General features: G+C 38.2%; 18 protein-coding genes. 17 read left to right on the top strand and 1 reads right to left on the bottom strand.

Translation table 11 applies throughout. The features are described 5' to 3' along the window. The 15 genes from EGN73_RS06190 (at position 1) to EGN73_RS06260 (ending at position 17,604) form a co-directional block, all read left to right on the top strand. Positions 1-765, top strand: coding sequence for an exodeoxyribonuclease III (locus EGN73_RS06190; protein WP_219287678.1), 765 nt, complete (start codon positions 1-3; stop codon positions 763-765). A gap of 34 nt (positions 766-799) precedes the next feature. After that, a complete protein-coding gene (locus EGN73_RS06195) occupies positions 800-1,198 on the top strand; it encodes an ATP-binding protein (protein WP_219287679.1) in 399 nt (132 codons plus the stop codon). A gap of 1 nt (position 1,199) precedes the next feature. Continuing rightward, positions 1,200-1,616, top strand: a complete 417-nt coding sequence (gene ybeY, locus EGN73_RS06200; protein WP_219287680.1) for an rRNA maturation RNase YbeY — start codon at positions 1,200-1,202, stop codon at positions 1,614-1,616. Positions 1,617-1,687: 71 nt separating this feature from the next. Then, entirely contained in the window at positions 1,688-3,553 is a 1,866-nt protein-coding gene (gene mnmG, locus EGN73_RS06205) for a tRNA uridine-5-carboxymethylaminomethyl(34) synthesis enzyme MnmG (protein ID WP_219287681.1), read from the top strand. After that, positions 3,550-4,455 (top strand): class I SAM-dependent methyltransferase, encoded by a 906-nt coding sequence (locus EGN73_RS06210; protein WP_246611492.1) that lies wholly within the window; start codon positions 3,550-3,552, stop codon positions 4,453-4,455. The genes mnmG and EGN73_RS06210 overlap by 4 nt, the downstream gene beginning before the upstream one ends. Next, positions 4,395-6,227, top strand: coding sequence for an Ig-like domain-containing domain (locus EGN73_RS06215; protein ID WP_246611493.1), 1,833 nt, complete (start codon positions 4,395-4,397; stop codon positions 6,225-6,227). Before EGN73_RS06210 ends, EGN73_RS06215 begins: the two co-directional genes overlap by 61 nt. Positions 6,228-6,677: 450 nt before the next feature. After that, positions 6,678-8,435, top strand: a complete 1,758-nt coding sequence (locus tag EGN73_RS06220) for an AMP-dependent synthetase/ligase (protein WP_219287682.1) — start codon at positions 6,678-6,680, stop codon at positions 8,433-8,435. Between the two features lie 210 nt (positions 8,436-8,645). After that, on the top strand, positions 8,646-9,122 hold the full coding sequence (locus EGN73_RS06225; RefSeq protein ID WP_219288420.1) for a MarR family winged helix-turn-helix transcriptional regulator: 477 nt from the start codon (positions 8,646-8,648) through the stop codon (positions 9,120-9,122). 12 nt (positions 9,123-9,134) lie between these two features. Next, positions 9,135-11,540 (top strand): 3-hydroxyacyl-CoA dehydrogenase/enoyl-CoA hydratase family protein, encoded by a 2,406-nt coding sequence (locus EGN73_RS06230; RefSeq protein WP_219287683.1) that lies wholly within the window; start codon positions 9,135-9,137, stop codon positions 11,538-11,540. 109 nt (positions 11,541-11,649) lie between these two features. Beyond that, positions 11,650-12,021, top strand: a complete 372-nt coding sequence (locus EGN73_RS06235; RefSeq protein WP_219287684.1) for a four helix bundle protein — start codon at positions 11,650-11,652, stop codon at positions 12,019-12,021. A gap of 117 nt (positions 12,022-12,138) precedes the next feature. Continuing rightward, positions 12,139-13,314 carry an acetyl-CoA C-acyltransferase gene (locus EGN73_RS06240; protein ID WP_219287685.1) on the top strand — a complete coding sequence of 392 codons (1,176 nt, stop codon included), beginning with the start codon at positions 12,139-12,141 and terminating at the stop codon, positions 13,312-13,314. A 136-nt stretch (positions 13,315-13,450) separates the two neighbouring features. After that, positions 13,451-13,807, top strand: a complete 357-nt coding sequence (locus tag EGN73_RS06245; protein ID WP_219287686.1) for a four helix bundle protein — start codon at positions 13,451-13,453, stop codon at positions 13,805-13,807. 62 nt (positions 13,808-13,869) lie between these two features. Next, positions 13,870-15,669, top strand: a complete 1,800-nt coding sequence (locus tag EGN73_RS06250; RefSeq protein WP_219287687.1) for an acyl-CoA dehydrogenase family protein — start codon at positions 13,870-13,872, stop codon at positions 15,667-15,669. Positions 15,670-15,899: 230 nt separating this feature from the next. After that, positions 15,900-16,502 (top strand): hypothetical protein, encoded by a 603-nt coding sequence (locus EGN73_RS06255; protein WP_219287688.1) that lies wholly within the window; start codon positions 15,900-15,902, stop codon positions 16,500-16,502. Positions 16,503-16,659: 157 nt separating this feature from the next. Next, positions 16,660-17,604, top strand: coding sequence for a histidine phosphatase family protein (locus EGN73_RS06260; RefSeq protein WP_219287689.1), 945 nt, complete (start codon positions 16,660-16,662; stop codon positions 17,602-17,604). A 60-nt stretch (positions 17,605-17,664) separates the two neighbouring features. Here the strand turns inward: EGN73_RS06260 and EGN73_RS06265 are convergent, their stop codons facing one another. Next, positions 17,665-18,153 (bottom strand): DUF6702 family protein, encoded by a 489-nt coding sequence (locus EGN73_RS06265; protein WP_219287690.1) that lies wholly within the window; start codon positions 18,151-18,153, stop codon positions 17,665-17,667. 87 nt (positions 18,154-18,240) lie between these two features. Between EGN73_RS06265 and EGN73_RS06270 the strand changes: the two genes are divergently transcribed. Both EGN73_RS06270 and EGN73_RS06275 read left to right on the top strand, forming a co-directional pair. After that, a complete protein-coding gene (locus tag EGN73_RS06270; protein ID WP_219287691.1) occupies positions 18,241-18,822 on the top strand; it encodes a HupE/UreJ family protein in 582 nt (193 codons plus the stop codon). Positions 18,823-18,887: 65 nt separating this feature from the next. Then, the gene (locus EGN73_RS06275; protein ID WP_219287692.1) at positions 18,888-21,221 is read left to right on the top strand and encodes a M1 family metallopeptidase; all 2,334 of its coding nucleotides are present in this window, start codon (positions 18,888-18,890) and stop codon (positions 21,219-21,221) included. Positions 21,222-21,312: the final 91 nt, after the last annotated feature.

The raw sequence follows: 21,312 nt of genomic DNA on the forward strand, positions 1-21,312 counted from the left end.
ATGAAACTAATCTCCTACAATGTAAATGGGATCCGTGCAGCCATCAATAAAGGTTTTGTAGATTGGTTAAAAGAGGAAAACCCGGACATTATTGGTTTACAAGAAGTAAAAGCTCAGGAAAACCAGATAGAAAAATCCATGTTTGAAGATTTAGGTTACCATATTTACTGGTACCCTGCAGTCAAGAAAGGCTACAGTGGAGTAGCTATTATGAGTAAAATCAAACCGCAAAACATAGCTTACGGAATGGATTTACCCGTATATGATGACGAGGGAAGAATGATCAGATTGGATTTTGATCAGTTTTCTTTTACCTCAGCTTATTTCCCATCTGGTACGACAGGAGATATCAGACAGGATTTTAAATATCAGTTTCTCGATGATATTTACCATTACACACAGGATTTGACAAAGAAAATTCCTAATTTGATCATTAGCGGAGATTACAATATTTGTCATAAAGCAATAGATATACATAATCCTATATCCAACAAAAACTCTTCTGGTTTTCTACCAGAAGAAAGGGCTTGGATGGATAAGTTCACAGAAAGTGGATTTGTAGACAGTTTCCGAAAGTTCAATGAAAATCCCCACCAATACACTTGGTGGAGCTACAGAGCCAATGCAAGAGTAAAAAACCTTGGATGGAGAATTGACTACCATATGGTCAATCAACCGTTCGAAGATAAAATAGTAGGAGCAGGTATACTACCGGATATTTATCATTCAGATCATTGTCCAATAGTACTTGACATAAAAATTTAATTAAATAATTAATTACATTATCCATATTAATTTTATGAAATCTATCAAAATTTCAATTCCATCTCTGATGGATAATATAAAAATCATAGAAAGTTTCATTGATAATGCTAAGGAAAAGTATACCATCAATGAAGATATCTATGGAAACATAATGATTTCAGTGACTGAGTGTGTCACAAATGCCATCATTCATGGCAACAATATGGATAGTAAAAAACAGGTAGAGCTAGAACTCGCATTAGGAGAAAATGACATAAAGTTCACTATCACTGACCAGGGAAAAGGTTTCGATTATGAAAATTTAAATGATCCAACTTCTCCTGAAAATCTCGAAAAACCAGGAGGTAGAGGAATCTACATCATCAAACATTTAACAGATGAGGTGAAATTTGAAGATGAGGGAAGAAAAACGATTTTAACATTTTACATGTAAAATGGCAATATCGTTTTTCCAAGAAGACATAAGGTTTGACTTAAAACCTAAAATCAGCTATAAATCCTGGTTGAAAAAAATAGCTGCAAATGAAGGATATAAAATAATAGAACTCAATTATATATTTTGTTCCGACGAGTACCTCTACAATATAAACGTTGAATACCTTCAACATGACACCTATACTGATATCATCACATTTGATAACTCTGAAAAAGAAAAAGAGATAGAAGGTGATATTTTCATTAGCGTAGACCGGGTGAAGGAAAATGCAACAGATGAAAAAATCTCATTCGATGAAGAAATAAAAAGAGTGTTGAGTCATGGCCTTCTTCACTTGATGGGTTACAAAGACAAAACGGAAGAGCAACAAAAACAAATGCGAATAAAAGAAGAAGAGTCAATCGCTCTCTTTTAAAACGTTCCACGTGAAACATCTTTGATATATTCAATTAACTGTTCCACGTGAAACATTAAATAAGGAAGTATATGTTTCCACAATATGATGTAATTGTAGTAGGGGCAGGTCATGCAGGCTGTGAAGCCGCACATGCAGCTGCAAAGATGGGTGCCAGCGTATTGCTGTGCACAATGAACATGAACACCATTGCCCAAATGTCCTGCAACCCTGCAATGGGAGGCGTAGCAAAAGGACAAATTGTTCGTGAAATAGATGCACTGGGAGGAATGTCAGGTATTATATCTGACAAATCAATGATTCAATTTAGAATGTTAAACAGGTCAAAAGGGCCTGCAATGTGGTCTCCAAGATCCCAAAATGACAGGATGAGGTTTGCTGAGGAGTGGAGATTAGCATTAGAAAATACACCAAATGTGGATTTCTGGCAGGAAATGGTCAGTGGATTGGTAGTAAAGGATAATAGGGTAATTGGTGTAAAAACAGGAATTGGCTTAGAAATTAAAGCTAAATCAGTAGTGTTGACAAACGGCACCTTCCTGAACGGGATCATTCACATAGGAGAAAAGCAGTTTGGAGGTGGTAGAACAGGAGAAGCAGCTGCAAAAGGAATAACAGAACAATTGGTTTCTTTAGGATTTGAAGCAGGTAGAATGAAAACTGGTACACCTCCAAGAGTTGATGGAAGGTCTCTAGATTTTACAAAGATGGAGATACAACATGGAGACGAAAATCCAGAAAAATTCTCTTTTTCAGACGAAACTCTACCTTTAAATAATCAAAGGCCTTGTTGGATAACCTATACCAATAAAGAAGTTCATGAAACGCTAGAGACAGGATTTGACCGATCACCAATGTTTAATGGTAGGATACAAGGATTAGGACCAAGGTATTGTCCCTCTATAGAAGATAAAATCAATAGATTCGCCGAAAGAGAAAGACATCAAATCTTTGTTGAACCAGAAGGATGGAATACGGTAGAAATCTATGTAAATGGCTTTTCTACTTCACTTCCAGAAGATGTACAGTATAAAGCAATGCAGAAAATCCCTGGATTCGAAAATGCAAAGATGTTCAGGCCAGGCTATGCGATAGAATACGACTTTTTCCCACCTACCCAACTCAAACTCACTTTAGAGACACAATTGGTAGAGAATCTATACTTTGCTGGACAAATTAATGGGACAACAGGATATGAAGAAGCAGCATCTCAAGGATTAATAGCAGGAATCAATGCAGCACTCAAGGTTAATGAAAATGAACCCTTCTTGTTAAAAAGATCAGATGCTTATATAGGTGTATTGATAGATGACCTGATCAATAAAGGTACCGAAGAACCTTATAGAATGTTTACATCAAGAGCTGAATTCAGGCTATTGCTGAGGCAGGACAATGCAGACCTAAGATTAACCCATTTAGGCCATAAAATAGGCTTGGCAGATGATAAAAGGCTGGAAAAAACCTTAGATAAAAAGGATGAAACTGCAAAGCTTATCAATGATCTTAAACAAAAACGTCTAGCACCAGAACAAATAAATGAAGGTCTTGAGGAATTTGAAACTGCTACTATTAAAGAGAAAATAACAATAGAAAAACTGCTAAAAAGACCTCAAATGGGATTGGAAAAAATCATGGAATTAGATGAGGACATAAAAATATACCTATCCAAATATCCTAAAGAAGTTTTGGAGCAAGCTGAGATTCAAATCAAATACGAAAGCTATCTATTGAAAGAACAGCAGATGGTAGAAAAATTAAGCAATATGGAGGATTTTAAAATACCTCTTTCTTTCGATTATTTAAGCATTCCTGCACTTTCTGCAGAAGGCAAACAAAAACTACATAAGATCAGACCAGATACTTTAGGACAAGCCTCAAGAATAAGCGGAGTATCTCCTGCAGATTTGTCTATTTTAACCGTCTATTTAGGAAGATGATGGGTGAATTGGAAAGATTGAATAAATGCCCACTTTGTAAAAGTGGGCTTTTTCTTAATTATAGCCAGATTCAAGATCATTTCTTTAGTAAAAAGGAGTTCTTACTATGCCAATGTAGCAAATGTAATCTGGTATTTACCAATCCAAGACCTGATAAAGAAACCATTCAGGAATATTATCAATCAGAGGATTACATATCTCATAAAAACAAATCCAATAACCTTGTAAATTTTTTATATAAACAAGTTAGAACTGTCACATTAAAACGAAAGCTACAGCTTATCAATTCACTTTCTTCAAGAAAGAATAAACTCCTGGATATAGGAGCAGGAACTGGTCATTTCTTGGAAATAGCTAAAAATAACGGTTGGAAAACCTATGGAATAGAACCTAATACAGAAGCACAAAAATTACTGGAACAAAAAGGTATATCAACATATGAAGATATACTATCCATACCAAAAGGTAAAAAATTTACCATAATTACTTTATTTCATGTTTTGGAACATATTCATGATTTAAGAAAATCAGCAAAAAAAATTAACAAACTCCTTGAAGAAAATGGAACACTGATAATAGCCGTTCCTAATATTGATTCTTACGACTCTAAATTTTACAAACATTACTGGGCAGCATGGGATATACCAAGACATCTTTATCATTTTGACCAAACTTCTATACAAAATTTTGCAGAAGAATTTGGATTCAGGATAGCAGATATAAAACCCATGTCTTTTGACAGTTTTTATATATCTATGTTATCGGAAAAATATATAAATCCAGGAAAATCTCCGTTAAAACACCTGATGAAAGGTTTAATAAATGGCTGGAAATCAAATAAATGGGCAAAAAAGAATCAAAAAAACTATTCAAGTTTAATGTTCATTTTAAAGAAAAAATGAAATATATTAAATACATAATTGTAATACTTATTATTATAATAATACATTCTTGTGCTAAACAAAGTACTCCAATGGGTGGACCCAAAGACGAGGAACCACCAAAACTTCTTTCTATAACACCAGAAAATGAATCATTGAACACAAAACCAAGTGTGATAGAACTTTTATTCAGTGAATATGTAAAAGTCGAAAATCCCAATAAAGGAATAATCATTACACCAAGAATCAAAAAAGATGAAATGGAAGTAACGGCTTTAAAAAATAAAGTTACCATAAAGCTTAATCAGGAATTGGAGGACAGCACCACATATGTTTTCAATTTCCAAAAAACAATTTCTGATATAACTGAAGGAAATGTTCCAGAAAACCTCAAATTGGTTTTTTCAACAGGACCAGAAATAGACAGTCTTACCTTTTCAGGTACTGTTGCTTACACTTTTCCCCAAAAAGAAAAGAAAATGAAGGATGTGTTGGTAGGCCTATACACCGAAGATGATACCACAAATGTCCTTACTGCTCCACCATATTACATAGGAACAACTGACTCAGTAGGAAATTTTAAACTCACCAATATAAAAGAAGGAAGATATTTGGCTTATGCCTGGCATGACGCAAACAACTCACTAAAGGCAGAAGAAAAATCAGAAGCCTACTCTTTCCTTGGTGATACGATTGTAATAGACAGAGATGTAAGAGGAGCCAATTTTTACCTTGACAAATCAAATGTATCAGAATTTAAGATCAATAGATCTGCATCAGTAGGCAGCAACTTTGATGTGGTTTTGAGCAAAGATCCTCTTGAAATAAATGTAGAAGCAGAAGGCCTCAATGAGAACCTGTATTTTAGAAGAAATGAAAAGACCCTCAGGTTTTACCATACATCACTACAAAATGACAGTTTACAGGTAAGACTAAACTTAAAGGATTCTGTAGGATTCCAGATTGATACAACCTTATATGCAAAATTTGAAGAAAGCGAAAGAAGAAAAGAAGCTCTGGAAATAAGTTTGGAAGGACAGAAAAATTTTGTAGAAAAATTGAGGGCTGAAATAAAGTTGAATAAACCGGTTAACAGAATCAATTATGACTCTTTGATAATCAAATACGATACAGCTTCAGTAGTTCCGGTTACGGAAGATATGCTATTTTTTAAAGATAGTCTTATGAGAACACGCTTAATTCTAGAATGGAAGGTTCCTGACACACTATCAATAGAAAATTTTATAGTATATGCAGGAGACAGTACCTTCATTGATATTGAGGATCAATTTAACAAAGACAAAAAGGAAACTTCTTACAGAAGACTTAAAAAAGAAACACTCGCCGAGGAAATAAAAGTTACTGTAAATACTGACGAAAGACCGCTAATTGTTCAAATCCTAAACAAAAAAGAAGAAGTGGTCCACGAACAATTCCTGACAGATACAAACATTGCAACATTTATAAACATAGAACCTTCAACATATTACATAAGAGCCATTGTTGACAGAAACAATAATAGAAGATGGGATACACACAATATATTAGAAAATAGACAAGCAGAGCCTGTATACTATTTAGAAAATCCCAATGATAACAACAATAAAGAAACGACCGTAAGGGGTGGATGGACTTTAGAAGTAGTAATACAACCAAGAATACCAATTGGTTTGGCACAAATACCCAGATTACCAGAGAATGAAATGGATGATATAGAATCTGAAATTGATGCGCATTGGGAACAATTGTTGAAATTATTCAGGCAAAACAATGTAGATAACTCTACAAATTGATGTGGATTGCTGAGGAAAAGTCGGGTAAAAAGTAAAAGTTATCCTCTTCTACTATTGTAAATAGATAAATATTTATCAAAGCTGGGGAAAAGTATCAATTACTCCACACTTACCCACAATCAGACTCACACTAAGTTGTCTACTATTTACTAAATCTAACTTAACCACATATATAAACCAAAAACAAATCAAATCATACAATACCAATCACTTAAGCATCTACAAAGCAGTGGATAAAAAGTGGAGAACAGGTGAATTTCCCAGTATTCTAATGTGGAGAAAAAAGAATGGAGTTTTTATCCACAAATCCACACTATAATAAAGACCTTAAATCTTTTTTAAAAAAAATCACATTAACATTAAATAGAAGGTGGATAAGTAGCTTGAAAAGTAAATTGGATAAATGAGACCTTTTTCATAATTTGAAAGATGTCTTAACCAAAACTCACTATGACCATCAACAGATTATTTGATCTTATACCTCATCAGATTGCTACTTACGATAAAGAAGTAGCTTTGGCTCAAAAATTAAACGGAGAATGGAAAACCTATTCTTCCAGAGACCTTAAGAAAATTGTAGACAACTTGGGTCTGGCTTTTTTAGCCTCAGGAATAGACCAAAATGATAAAGTGGCCATCATTTCCAACAATAGGCCTGAGTGGAATTTTGTGGATTTGGCATTACAGCAGATAGGAGCGATTTCTGTTCCTATGTATCCCACCATTTCAGCAGACGATTACAAATATATTTTTGAACATGCGGAAGTAAAGCAGGTTTTTGTTGGAGATTTAGATATCTATCGAAAAGCCACTGAAGCTGCTACAGGTACACCTATCAGAATATTTTCCTTTGACCAAATAGAGGGATGTGAATATTGGGAGGATTTTTTGGCAAGCGGAGAGAGTGGTGATTTGGCTAACTTAGAAGAAAGGAAAGAATCCATACAGAGCAATGACCTCTTTACTATCATTTACACTTCCGGTACTACAGGCAGGCCAAAAGGAGTCATGCTGACTCACGGAAATGTCATCCACAATCTTTTGGCTATAGAGGATAGGGTAATAGTGGAGAAGGGTCAGTCATCCGCTCTGAGTTTCTTACCTCTATGCCATATTTATGAAAGGACTGGTTCATTTTGTTTCCTCTACATGGGTATTTCAATTTATTATGCTGAGAGTATGGAAACAATTGGGGACAATCTCAAAGAGATCCAACCACATATTTTCAATACTGTTCCCAGGCTTTTGGAGAAGGTATATGACAAGATTGTGTCAAAAGGATATGAACTCACCGGTTTGAAAAAATCACTTTTCTTTTGGGCTTTGAATCTCGGACTGAAATATGAGCCGAATAAAAATCAAGGATGGTGGTACAATTTTCAATTGAAAATTGCCAATAAAATCATATTCAGTAAATGGAGAGAAGCGCTTGGCGGAAACATTGCACAGATCAATTCAGGTGCTTCAGCACTACAACCAAGATTGGCAAGGGTATTTTGGTCTGCACAGATTCCTGTATGTGAGGGATATGGCCTTACCGAAACATCCCCAGTGATTTCTGCATCTGTCTGTAACCTAGATGATATTCGGATAGGTATGGTAGGAAAAATAGTGAAAGATGTGGAAGTAAAAATCGCAGAGGACGGAGAGATCCTGGTAAAAGGACCAAATGTCATGCAAGGCTATTACAAACAGCCCGATCTTACTGCTGAAGTAATTGATGAAACAGGCTGGTTCCATACAGGAGATATTGGAGAAATTCACGAAGGCGTTTACCTGAAGATTACTGATAGAAAAAAGGAAATGTTCAAAACCTCTGGCGGCAAATATATAGCTCCTCAACCAATGGAAAATAAATTCAAAGAATCTGCTGTTATTGAACAGATCATTATTGTGGGAGAAAATAAGAATTACCCTGCAGCACTCATTGTACCCAGCATTACAGGACTGCAGGATTGGTGTAAGCACAAAGACATCCCTTATACCAATGATGAGGAAATGCTGCAAAAAGAAGAAATCATTGACAAGTTTCAAAAAGAAATTGATTCCCTAAATAAATACTTCGGAAAATGGGAACAGGTCAAAAAGTTTAAGATTCTTAAAGAACAATGGAATATAGAAACTGGTGAACTTACCCCAACAATGAAACTTAAAAGAAGGGTAATTCATCAGAAATATGCCAGCGAAATAGAAACACTTTACAATTAGATAGAATTTTTTTGAGAAACTAATTTTGTGTAAATCAGTTTTCATAAAATAAATACCCTTATAAAAACTATATTCTGTAATAATTCAGAATATAGTTTTTTTTATTGGCGTAAACTGAGATTTAAATTTCTTATGCATGCATAACTTTTTTTGATTTTAGTATGCATGCATACAATATTTTTTGTAAATTAGACCTTCATTATTATGCCTATGAAACGCGAAGAAACAGTTGATTACCATATAAAGAGTGCCTGGCATGCGATTTCAAGGATGTACAACCAACAAGCAGCCCAGGAAGACTTTACCACTTCAATAGGCTTTGTATTGATCAATATCAATTCCAAAGAAGGAACCCCGGCAACAAAGATTGCCCCTTTGATGGGTCTTGAAGCCAGAAGCCTGACCAGAATGCTGAAAAGCATGGAAGAAAAAGGCCTGATTTTCAAGAAACCTGATCCTATTGACAAAAGGTCTGTCAGGATTTTCCTGACAGAAGAAGGAAAAAGAAAAAAAGAAATTTCTGTCAAAACCATCAAGACATTCAACCTCTTGGTAAGAGAACACGTGAGTGAAGATGAGCTGGATGCTTTTTTCACGGTATTCCAGAAAATCAGTCATGTTATAGATAAAATAAATTCCGAAACATTAAACCCTAATACGTACGACAAAAAAGTCTACGAACTCTAAACCAATAATTTTATGAAAAGAACCATTAAAAAAGTTGCCATTTTAGGTTCAGGAGTCATGGGATCAAGAATAGCCTGCCACTTTGCCAACATCGGTGTTGAGGTATTGTTGCTTGATATTGTACCCAGAGAACTGAGCGAAGAAGAAAAAAAGAAAGGACTCAGCATGGACGATAAAGCTGTCCGAAACAGAATTGTCAATGAGGCATTTCAGAATACGCTAAAAGCAAAACCAGCTTCCTTATATGACAAGTCCTACGCTAGTCGTGTTTCTTTAGGAAATTTTGACGATGATCTTCCCAAAATAAAAGACTTTGACTGGGTAATAGAGGTGGTCGTAGAAAAGCTTGAAATCAAACAATCTCTTTTCGAAAAAGTAGAAAAACACCGTAAACCTGGAACGCTCATTACTTCCAATACTTCCGGAATTCCTATGCATCTGATGTGTGAAGGAAGGTCAGAAGACTTCCAGGTCAATTTTGCAGGAACACACTTTTTCAACCCACCCAGATATCTGAAACTCCTGGAAATTATTCCTGGACCAAAAACAGATCCTGGAATCGTAGACTTTTTGATGGATTATGGAGATAGGTTTTTGGGTAAAGAAACCGTGCTCTGTAAAGATACCCCGGCTTTTATTGCCAATAGAATAGGTGTCTATGCCATCATATCCGGCATGCATGCCATTGAAAAAATGGGATTGGGTGTGTCAGAAGTGGACAAACTCACCGGAACAGTGATAGGAAGGGCCAAGTCTGCCACATTCAGAACAATGGACGTGGTAGGTCTTGATACTACGGTCAATGTAGCCAACAACCTATATAAGACATTGGAGCATGATGAATCACGCGACAAATTCAAGCTTCCCAAAATCGTAGAAAAGCTATATGAAAATAAATGGTGGGGAGATAAGACCGGTCAGGGTTATTTCAAAATGATCCGACATAAGGATGGTACCAAAGAACTCAAGGAAATTGATTTTGAAACCTTTGAATATAAAGATGCCGAAAAGCCAAAATTTAAAGCTCTTGAAGCGTCCAAAGAAATTGATGACTTGAAAAAGAGGATCAAATTCCTCGTAAATTTTGATGACAAGGCAGGGGAGTTTTATAGGACTACATTTTATGATTTATTCAAGTACTGCTCCCACAGAATTCCTGAAATCTCTGATGAGTTGTACAGAATAGATCAGGCTGTATGTGCAGGCTTCGGATGGGAATATGGTCCTTTCGAAAACTGGGACATTTTAGGTGTGAAAGAGACTGTGGAAAAAATGGAGGCTGCAGGAGAAAAAGTTGCTCCATGGGTACATGAAATGTTGGAAGCGGGTCATACCTCATTTTATAAAGTGGAAGCCGGACAGCGCATGTACTATGACATTCCTTCAAAATCCTATAAACCTATTCCAGGTACAGAAGACTTTGTCATTCTGGAAACTTTGAAGGCAGCAGATAAAAAGCTTTGGAGCAATGCAGGATCCTCCATCTATTATCTCGGCGATGATGTCCTGGGCTTAGAGTTCCATACCAAGATGAATTCCTTAGGACAGGAAGTGATAGAAGGGATCAATACGGCCATTGCCATGGCTGAGAAATCTTATAAAGGATTGGTGATCGGCAATGAAGGTCAAAACTTCTCTGCGGGTGCCAATTTGGCCATGCTGTTCATGTTCGCAGGAGATCAGGAGTTTGATGAAATCAATCTAATGATTGCAGGGTTCCAAAAAACAATGATGCGGGCACGCTATTCATCAGTGCCTGTTGTCGTGGCTCCTCACAACATGGCTCTAGGTGGAGGTTGTGAGCTGTCTCTGCATGCCGATGCAGTACAGGCACACGCAGAACTTTACATGGGTCTGGTTGAATTCGGTGTAGGTTTGATTCCTGCAGGAGGAGGTACCAAAGAAATGACCCTTCGTTTTTCCAATGAATCCAAAGAGGGTGATGTGGAATTGAACAGGTTGCAAGAGTACTTTATGAACATTGCTACAGCTAAAGTCTCCACTTCTGCAGCAGAGGCCAGAGGTCTTGGATACCTACAGGTAAAGGATGCTGTGACACTCAACAGAAAGAGACAACTGGCAGAAGCGAAATCCAAAGTCCTTTCACTCTATGATGCAGGCTATTCGCAACCAGTAGAGCAAACCAATATTAAGGTTTTGGGAAAAACATCCTTGGCCTTGTTTGAAGCTGGAATCACAGGTATGTTATATGGAAAATACATTTCAGAGCATGATGCTAAGATTGCCAGGAAACTTGCCTGGGTAATGTCAGGAGGAGACCTTTCCTCTCCGACAGAAGTCAGCGAGCAATACCTTCTGGATCTTGAAAGAGAAGCTTTCCTAAGTCTTACCGGTGAGAAAAAGACCCTTGAAAGAATACATAGCATTCTGTTTAAAGGTAAACCGCTTAGGAATTAGACGAAAGGAAAGAGATACAAGAACCAAGATACAAGAACCAAGAATCAAGAATCAAGAATCAAGAAGAAAAGGGAGGAAGAATAGATTGAAAACCATAGTTTGAAAGAGTATGAAAAGTAAACATAACTTCAAAAATCTCAAAGTTTGGCAAAAGTCAGTTGATTTAGCAGTAAAGGTTTACCACTTGACAAATGAATTTCCTTCTGATGAAAAGTTTGGTATGACTTCGCAAATGAGGAGGGCAAGCGTTTCAATCCCTTCAAATATTGCAGAAGGTTCTGCCAAAAGTACTTCGAAAGCTTTCCTAAACTCTCTTGACATAAGCATTGGAGAAAGTTATGAACTGGAAACGCAAGCAATCATAGCAAATAAGGTAGGCTTGTTAGAAACTGAAAAATTTAGTCAGTTAAATTCAGATATTAGTGAAGTACAAAAAATGATAAATGGGTTCAAATCGAAATTGGATACCAATCCTTTTTGAATTTCAATGATGAAGTCTGAATTTCTGCTAGTCTTGTTTCTTGGCTCTTGTTTCTAGACTCATAAACTTAAATAATCATTAGTTAATCAATAAACCTCAATTTAGAAACAATCAAATATGGAAGCATACATAGTAAACGGATATAGATCGGCGGTAGGAAAGGCCAAAAAAGGTGGCTTTAGGTTTTACCGTCCCGATGACCTCGCATCTGATGTCATCAAGCACCTGGTGTCCAACACCCCTGGATTGGAAAATAAAATGGTCGATGACCTGATAGTCGGCAATGCTATTCCTGAAGCAGAGCAGGGAATGCAGATGGGTAGGATGATTTCCCTATTGGCTTTAGGGGTGGATAATCCAGGCTTTATCATCAATAGATATTGCGGATCTGGACTAGAAGCCATTGCATTGGCAGTAGGAAAGATTAAAGCTGGAATGGCCGATTGCATTATCGCAGGTGGTACAGAATCCATGTCTCTATTGCCTATGATGGGTTATAAGACTGCCCTTAATTGGAACATTGCATCCAAGACTCCTGATTACTATCTAAGTATGGGCCTCACAGCAGAAGAGCTCGCCAAGGAATACGATATCACTAGGGAAGATTCAGATGAATTTTCCGTTCGCTCCCATGACCGTGCTTTGGCAGCTTTGGAGCAGGGCAAATTCAAGGATGAAATCGTACCGGTAGAAGTAGAAGAAACCTATCTGGACGAAAAAGGAAAAAGAAAAACCAGAAAATATACTGTAGATACGGACGAAGGACCTAGAAAAGGGACTTCTATGGAAGGACTTTCCAACCTGAGAGCAGCATTTAAGCAAGGTGGACAAGTAACTGCAGGTAATTCTTCACAGACATCTGATGGGGCTGCATTCGTAGTGGTCATGTCAGAAAGGTTGGTAAAAGAACTCAACTTAGAGCCAGTAGCCAGAATGATGTCTTATTCAGTCGCCGGGGTAGAGCCAAGGATTATGGGAATTGGTCCTAAAGAAGCCGTTCCAAAAGCACTCAAGCAGGCAGGATTGACTTTGGATAAAATCGATTTGGTAGAACTCAATGAAGCTTTTGCTGCACAGGCACTTGCTGTTATCAAATCATTGGACATGGATATTGACAAAGTAAATGTCAATGGTGGAGCGGTGGCATTGGGTCACCCACTTGGATGTACAGGAGCCAAGCTATCCGTACAACTGTTCAATGAGCTTCGTCGACAGAACAAGAAATATGGCATGGTTACCGCCTGTGTAGGTGGTGGACAGGGAGTAGCGGGAGTTTTTGAGCTGCTTAAATAGACTTAAGACTTTAGACCCAAGACACAAGACTGGATTTATTTCTGAGCCTTCTTTTTGGGGAAATGTTACCAGTAAGATAATAGGTATATCAATAAGCAAACTTTGATTCTTTTTGTAAAATCTGAAATTTCACACTGTGCACAATTATAAAGAGCTAAATGTTTGGAAAAGGGGAATAAAGCTTACTACGGAAATTTATAAAGTTTCCGAGCTTTTTCCTTCTGAAGAGAGGTTTGGACTTACTTCACAAATTAGAAGGAGTGCAGTTTCCGTTCCATCAAATATTGCTGAAGGTGCTGGTCGAAGAACAGATGGTGAATTTATAAATTTCTTAGGAATTGCTCATGGATCAATTTGTGAATTGGAAACCCAATTGTATGTGGCATATGAATTAGGTTTTATTGATGACAAGAGATTCAATATTGTAACTTCAGAAGTAAGCGATATACAAAGGATGCTTTATTCATTGATTTTAAAATTCGAAAAAATATAGTGGCATAGGCGTAAGATGCTGCTTGTCTTATGTCTTACGTCTTATGTCTAACGTCTACTAATATGAAAACAATAACAAAACAATCAATCAACGGCGGAGAGTTTCTGATCAAAGAAACTGAAGCCCAGGATATCTTCATATTTGAAGAATTTTCCGAAGAACAGAAAATGATGGCGCAAGCCTGTCAGGATTTTATCGATACCGAAATCCATCCGAAAATAGAGGAAATCGATAGCATGAAAAACCCTGACTTGGTACCTTCTATCTTCAAGAAAGCAGGTGAATTGGGTCTTTTGGGTATTTCCGTACCTGAAAATTACGGAGGAATGGGCATGAGTTTCAACACTTCTATGCTTATTGCTGACATCATCGGTGGTGCAGGATCTTTTTCCACCACTTATGGAGCACATACAGGAATAGGTACTTTGCCGATCCTGTATTATGGCAATGAAGAACAAAAGGCCAAGTACTTACCAAAACTTGCTACCGGTGAATGGGCAGCTTGTTACTGCCTCACCGAACCGGATGCAGGTTCCGATGCCAACAGCGGAAAGACCAAAGCAGTGCTTACAGAGGATGGAAAACACTACGTTATCAATGGTCAGAAGATGTGGATTTCCAATGCTGGATTCGCTGATATTTTTATTGTTTTTGCCAAAATTGAGGATGATAAAAACCTGACAGCCTTTATCGTTGAAAAGGACTTTGGTGGAATCACCATGAATGAAGAGGAGAAAAAGATGGGTATCAAAGGATCTTCCACCCGTCAGGTTTTCTTCAATGACTGTAAAGTCCCTGTAGAAAACATGCTCTCTGAGCGTCAAAACGGATTTAAGATTGCTGTAAATATCCTCAATATCGGTAGAATCAAACTGGGTGCAGGAGTATTGGGAGGCTGTAGGACCGTGGCCTCTTATGCCATCAAGTATTCCAGCGAAAGAAAACAATTTGGTGTTTCGATAAGCACATTTGGAGCCATCAAGCAAAAATTGGCTGAGATGGCTGTGAGGACTTATGCTTGCGAATCCCTTTGCTATAGAGCAGGTCAGGATATCGAAGACAGAATGGCTGCATTGGCTGCCGAAGGATTGGAGGATACAGAAGCCAAGTTGAAAGCCCTAGAGCAATTTGCCATAGAAGCCGCAATAGCTAAAGTTCACGGATCTGAAGTGTTGGATTATGTAGTGGATCAAGGTGTGCAGGTATATGGTGGAATGGGATATTCGGCTGATGCACCTATGGAAAGAGCCTACCGAGACGCCAGGATATCCAGAATTTATGAAGGTACCAATGAGATCAACAGGATGCTTATGGTAGGTATGCTATTGAAAAGGGCCATGAAAGGTGAAATCAACCTTTTTGAACCTGCAATGGCAGTAGGTAACGAGCTTACCTCAGTACCAAGTTTTGACAGCATAGATACTTCAGAGCTTTTTGCTGCCGAAAAAGAAGTCATCAAAAAGCTGAAAAAGGTGTTTCTCATGGTCGGAGGCAAAGCTGCTATGGCACTGCAGGACAAAATCGAATCTGAGCAAGAAGTCATGATGAACCTTGCAGATGTGATGATTGAAATCTATGCGGCTGAATCTGCAGTTTTGAGGACAGAAAAGCTGGTTTCCATTCAAGGAGAAGAAGCTTGCAAGCAGCAGATCGCCATGACTCAAGTGTATTTGTTTGAGGCCGTGGAAAAAATCCAGACAGCAGCCAAAGAAGCCATCGCGGCTTTTGCTAAAGGTGACGAGCAAAAGGTGATGTTGATGGGTCTTAAAAGGTGGACCAAGGCAGACTTGGTCAATACTAAGGAGCTTAGAAGGCAGATTGCTGATTTTATGATTGAAAAAGGCAAATACCCTTTTTCCTGATACAATAATTTGAAAAAGGAAAACCTGTATTTCATTTGTATTGAAAAATAGGAAATCACTTAAAAAAGACCCTTGAATTATCAGGGGTCTTTTATTTTTTAGAGAGGGGAAAAAGGAAGAAAAAGCTCAAGCTTATGAATGCCAAATGATTGTAGATTTTTTATGAAAATTTCAATGTTAAGTTTTATTTTTCAAACAACTTTAAAGGCCGTTTTGGAGTACACTATAGTATGAAAAACACCCTATCTGCACTGTTAGTAATGGTTTTGGCCTCTTGTGCCTCTGTCAATTTCAATTCGCAAAAATTGATCAATCAGGAGAAAACTTACAATTCTCTGTTTGTTCTATTGACCCATTCGGATGATACATTTTATGAATGGGACGAAGACAATTATCAGTATTTATTTTTTGGTAAGTTCAATGACCTTGACCATGACAGTGACAGAAGGATGCTTTCCAACAGTCTCAAAAGATACCTGAATTCTGTTAACTTAACTTTTGCCAATCAACATTTTCCTATACACAAGCCTGTGCCTTATTCAGAGTTTATGGAAAAAATCGGAGAACTGGATTTTGATGGAATGTTGATCGTGCATACCAGAGAAAAATGGGTAGATGAAGAATATACGGATTCCGGAAGAGTAACCCGGCCTAATTCAGGCTACCACCTTTTTCTTCTGGACAAAGAAGACCTCGAAATAGCATGGTTGGCAAGAACAAACGTAGCAGGTACGGCAATGCATAACTTTCAGGAAATCTATAATTCATTTTCCCGAGAACTTGCCAAAGAAATGCACGAAAAGGGGCTGATTCGTAGACCTTATACTTATTGAAAAAATAAAAATCAATTGATATTCAAATAGGTTTAAAGTTTATTTTGATATTTTTTTCTATAAGATTTCATATTTTTAAAATGATTATTGAGACAGAATAATATTTTTATGCGTCAAGGTTGAGTTCATTTATTTTCATTAAAAAAACTAAACGCTCATGAAAAAATTGAAATTAAACTTTTGGATTTTCTCTGTATTGTTAAATGTTCTGTTTTTTACAGCATGTGACCCTAATGATAAGGAAGGTCCGGTGGATTTTAGGATTACCTCTCAGGAATTTGAAGATGGTATCATGATTGTCCGAATTTCTGAAGATGGCACAACAAGTTTTACTATTGAGACCAACCTTCCTGCTGAATTTTCCATACAGTTTCCGGCAGATGAATATGAAATTTCGCCATCCGGTGAGTTTAGCTTTTCCGGATCAAATACGCATATCAATGTTTTTTTTGTTGAAGTGAAAAGAGAAGGATCGGACATTGACAAAAAAATTCTTCCTGTGATACTGACAAACCGGCCCCAAGAGTACAGAAAAGTGGTCAATTCATTGGTCAATTTTCAGAATCAGAATAAAGAACTGGCATTGGTATTAAGACACATGGAAGCGGATGTGGGATCGGATAGGGAGGATTCAGGCCTTGATGAATGGTGGACATCCTGTGACCCTGATGTAGCAAGACAGCTAAGTCAAAGCGGGAAAAATATGTCTTTACTCATTGGAAATACCATTAAAAAATTAGATATTCCGGTAGGACAAGGTATCAGCAGCCAAATGTGTAGGGCTTCACAATCTTTGGAGTCCATGGAACTTGGACTTTCCATCTTGAGGCTGAAGGAGCTCAATCCACTGGCCGAATTTGATCCTGAAAATGCATTTTCAAGAGCATCTGACTTTTTACCTGACTACATGAGTCAAGAAGAAATGCTTCTGGTCGGCGGTCACTTTAATTTAATATTGGGAAACCCTTTCTATGAACAATTTGCTTTTTTCAGGATGGGTGATGGCTTTTTGCTGGAGAAAGGTTCACAGGGTCAATTGGAATTGGTGGGAGGAGTTCCCAACGAAATCTGGAGGGCCATGCTGTATTCTGATTTTTATTGATCAATCTTGCCAGGTTTTTTTTAAACCTGGCAAGATTTTTTCCCATCGGATCATTCAAGGCTAAAACTCCAAGATACCTTTTTCCTTACCCTTATACAAAATCAGGCTTTTGGGTTTTTTGTCCACATAAAAGTTGATGATGTTTTGCTGACCATCAAAATGTGCCAACAATACATCAATTCTGATATTGACCTTTTGGGGACGGGGAACATTTTTTATCTCTAAATAAAACCAAGCGGCTTCTTCCTCTATTTCATATCCTAAATATTCCGGTTGAATGACCTTTCCGTTGACAGTAATTTCATTTTTTGACAACAAGTAAGATTTGACCATCTCTTCAAGTTTATCCTTATCCTCTGGATTTAAGAAGTCAACTTTTGTATTGTGGATATCTCCCAAAGCTACTTCAAGGTCATCCCAGAATATTTTTTGGGCTATCTCCAGACTTTTCTCTTGTGGGTTGTACCTCACTTCCGTAAGGCTGATATAGAAGGGGTGAAAAAACACCTTCCATCCCAAAAAGAGCATCAATATGTAATTCAATTGCATTTGGATCGCCTAATTTTATTTTCTTTGCAAATTAGACAAATTAACGGTACTCCTGAAAATACTTCAGGGAAATAGGTTTAGCAATTTATGGGACAGTTTCAACTGTATTTTCAATTAGGTATTCAGCACATATTAGACCTGGCGGGGTTTGATCATATTTTGTTTGTGGTAGCGCTCTGCGCACTTTATGTGCTTAGAGATTGGAAAAAAATCATCATCTTGGTAACCGCCTTTACCATTGGCCATTCTATCACCCTTGCTTTGGCTACACTCAATGTACTAAAGGTGGATTCTGACCTGATAGAGTTCTTGATTCCAGTCACCATAGTCATTACCGCACTCAGTAATATATTCAAACCTAAGCCGAGTACCGGCAAAGGCATTCAGATCAATTACTTCTTTGCACTCTTCTTTGGTCTTATTCATGGCTTGGGATTTTCCAATTACCTAAGGTCTCTTTTGGGTAAAGAAGCCTCATTGTTTCAGCCTCTTTTGGCATTCAATCTAGGATTGGAAGTTGGACAGTTGGTAATTGTGGCTATATTTATGACTGCCTCAAGTATCTTGATTGGCATAGCAGGGATCAATAGGAAGGATTGGACCTTGGTGATTTCCTCCATTGTCCTGGGAATGGCCTTTATGATGATGCTAGAAGCTAAGTATTGGTAAAAAATAAACAGAGCCCAGCAACGGTTAAAAATAGCCGCAACTGGATAAACTTTGAATACATATCTATGAAACACTTATTTACCCTCACAGCAATTGTAATGGGATTGCTTTTTAGCTTTCCTGTGGCGGCACAGTGGACCGAACAAAATCATGCCGAAAGGTTTGAGCAGCTAGGGACCATGTTGCGCTCCCCGAATGTATACAGAACCGCATCGGGTGCACCGGGCCACATGTACTGGCAGCAGAAAGCGGACCATGAAATTGAAGTTGAACTCAACGACGAAAATCAGTCTATCAAAGGCTGGCAAAAAATCACCTACTACAATAACTCGCCGGACCCATTAAAGTACTTATGGATCCAATTGGACCAAAACGAGAGGGCGGCAGATTCCAATACCCCCAAAATCGCTGAAAGTAGCATCAACCCAAGGATGAACCTCAGACAACTTGAAAATATCCTTTGGCATGATCAGGATCTAGGCTTCAAGATCCTTTCCGTCAAAGACCTTTCAGGAACAGACATCCCCGTTACCATCGTCAAAACCATGATGAGAGTGGACCTTCCTCAAGCCCTTCAACCAGGTGAGCAGACAGAGTTCACCATCGACTGGACTTTCAACATCCACGACAGAATGAGTTTCATCGGAGGACGTCCGGGATATGAGTATTTTGAAAAGGATGGAAACTACCTGTACACCATGGCAGAGTGGTTTCCTAGAATGGCAGTTTATTCGGACTTTGAAGGTTGGCAGCACAAGGAATTTGTTGGCAGAGGAGAGTTTGCATTGACTTTTGGAGATTATAAAGTAAAAATTACCGTTCCAGCAGACCACATGGTAGGATCTACTGGTGTCTTGCAAAACCCTGAGGAAGTATTGAGCGCTACAGAATTGGATAGATGGAACCGTGCCAAAACCAGCTTTGACAACCCAGTTATCATCCGTACTCAAGCAGAGGCCGAAAGGTTGGAAAAGCAAAAGGCAAGAGACAAGAAAACCTGGGTTTTCCACGCTGAAAACGTAAGGGATTTTGCATGGACTTCTTCCAGAAAATTCATCTGGGATGCGATGGCAGTGAAGCAGGGAGGAAATGACGTAATGGCCATGTCCTATTATGCCAAAGAAGCCAACCCCCTTTGGGAGCAGTATTCTACAAGGGTGGTAGCACACACTTTAAAGTCATACGCAGCCAGAACATTTGATTATCCGTATCCTGTAGCCATTTCAGTTGAGGCTACCAACGGAATGGAATACCCAATGATCTGTTTCAACTACGGCAGACCTGATGCTGACGGTACCTATTCTGATGCCATCAAGTACGGGATGATTTCAGTGATTATCCATGAAGTAGGACACAACTTTTTCCCGATGATCGTCAATTCTGACGAAAGACAATGGTCTTGGATGGATGAAGGGTTGAATACCTTCCTCCAATACCTAGCTGAGCAGGAATGGGACAGAGATTATCCTTCCAGAAGAGGGCCTGCGCACAAAATCGCTCCCTATATGGCCAGTGAAAGACACTTGCTGGAGCCAATCATGACCAATTCCGAAAATATCATTCAATTTGGACCAAATGCTTACGCCAAACCGGCTACTGCATTGAATATTCTCAGGGAGACTGTTATGGGAAGAGAATTGTTTGACTTTGCCTTCAAAGAGTACTCTGAAAGATGGATGTTCAAACACCCAACACCAGAAGATTTCTTCAGGACTATGGAGGATGCATCAGGAGTGGATTTGGATTGGTTCTGGAGAGGTTGGTTCTTTGGAACAGACCCAGTGGATATTTCTTTGGAAAATGTAAACTGGTACAAATTGGATAACAGAACACCGGCACAGAAAAAAGCGGACCTGCAGAAGGAAGCCGAAAGAGAAGCAGCTCATATCGGGCAAGAGCGAAATATCAAGGATATTCCACAGTCTGTGGTAGAAGCAGATCCAGCTACCAGGGATTTTTACAATACCTACAATCCATTCTCTGTTACTCCTGAAGATGAAAAAGAATACAAAGAGTTTATGGACAGGCTGTCCCAAAAAGAGAGAGACCTCCTGAATGCAGGCCTTAACTTCTATGAACTGACTTTCCGTAACTTGGGGGGATTGGTCATGCCATTGATCATCCAATTCAATTATACAGATGGAACTTCTGAGGTAGAAAGGATACCTGCTGAAATCTGGAGACTAAATGAGTGGGAAGTAACCAAAGTATTTGCCAAGAAGAAAGAGGTAAAAAACATTGTCTTGGATCCTTACAGAGAAACAGCCGACATTGATGAATCCAATAACTACTGGCCACGTCAGTTTACCCCTAGCAGGTTTGAACTGTTTAAAAGTGCCGGAGGTGTAAGAGGTGCTTCCATGGGTGACAATCCTATGAAAAGAGCAAGAAGAAGGTGATTTCCTGATGTGAATTTATGGAAATGGACCAGTAGAATGTTTAATAGCTGCTGATTGGTAAACTTGATACTAATATATATTAGACAATGAC

This window comes from Arthrospiribacter ruber (assembly GCF_019343195.1).
GTDB classification, from domain to species: Bacteria; Bacteroidota; Bacteroidia; order Cytophagales; family Cyclobacteriaceae; genus Arthrospiribacter; species Arthrospiribacter ruber.

What these genes read in the sequence shown, in the direction of transcription:
- EGN73_RS06190 (WP_219287678.1), top strand. Translation starts at nt 1, where the DNA reads ATGAAACTAATCTCCTACAATGTAAATGGGATCCGTGCAGCCATCAAT.
- EGN73_RS06195 (WP_219287679.1), top strand. Translation starts at nt 800, where the DNA reads ATGAAATCTATCAAAATTTCAATTCCATCTCTGATGGATAATATAAAA.
- ybeY (WP_219287680.1), top strand. Translation starts at nt 1,200, where the DNA reads ATGGCAATATCGTTTTTCCAAGAAGACATAAGGTTTGACTTAAAACCT.
- mnmG (WP_219287681.1), top strand. Translation starts at nt 1,688, where the DNA reads ATGTTTCCACAATATGATGTAATTGTAGTAGGGGCAGGTCATGCAGGC.
- EGN73_RS06210 (WP_246611492.1), top strand. Translation starts at nt 3,550, where the DNA reads ATGATGGGTGAATTGGAAAGATTGAATAAATGCCCACTTTGTAAAAGT.
- EGN73_RS06215 (WP_246611493.1), top strand. Translation starts at nt 4,395, where the DNA reads ATGGGCAAAAAAGAATCAAAAAAACTATTCAAGTTTAATGTTCATTTT.
- EGN73_RS06220 (WP_219287682.1), top strand. Translation starts at nt 6,678, where the DNA reads ATGACCATCAACAGATTATTTGATCTTATACCTCATCAGATTGCTACT.
- EGN73_RS06225 (WP_219288420.1), top strand. Translation starts at nt 8,646, where the DNA reads ATGAAACGCGAAGAAACAGTTGATTACCATATAAAGAGTGCCTGGCAT.
- EGN73_RS06230 (WP_219287683.1), top strand. Translation starts at nt 9,135, where the DNA reads ATGAAAAGAACCATTAAAAAAGTTGCCATTTTAGGTTCAGGAGTCATG.
- EGN73_RS06235 (WP_219287684.1), top strand. Translation starts at nt 11,650, where the DNA reads ATGAAAAGTAAACATAACTTCAAAAATCTCAAAGTTTGGCAAAAGTCA.
- EGN73_RS06240 (WP_219287685.1), top strand. Translation starts at nt 12,139, where the DNA reads ATGGAAGCATACATAGTAAACGGATATAGATCGGCGGTAGGAAAGGCC.
- EGN73_RS06250 (WP_219287687.1), top strand. Translation starts at nt 13,870, where the DNA reads ATGAAAACAATAACAAAACAATCAATCAACGGCGGAGAGTTTCTGATC.
- EGN73_RS06255 (WP_219287688.1), top strand. Translation starts at nt 15,900, where the DNA reads ATGAAAAACACCCTATCTGCACTGTTAGTAATGGTTTTGGCCTCTTGT.
- EGN73_RS06260 (WP_219287689.1), top strand. Translation starts at nt 16,660, where the DNA reads ATGAAAAAATTGAAATTAAACTTTTGGATTTTCTCTGTATTGTTAAAT.
- EGN73_RS06265 (WP_219287690.1), bottom strand. Translation starts at nt 18,153, where the DNA reads ATGCAATTGAATTACATATTGATGCTCTTTTTGGGATGGAAGGTGTTT.
- EGN73_RS06270 (WP_219287691.1), top strand. Translation starts at nt 18,241, where the DNA reads ATGGGACAGTTTCAACTGTATTTTCAATTAGGTATTCAGCACATATTA.
- EGN73_RS06275 (WP_219287692.1), top strand. Translation starts at nt 18,888, where the DNA reads ATGAAACACTTATTTACCCTCACAGCAATTGTAATGGGATTGCTTTTT.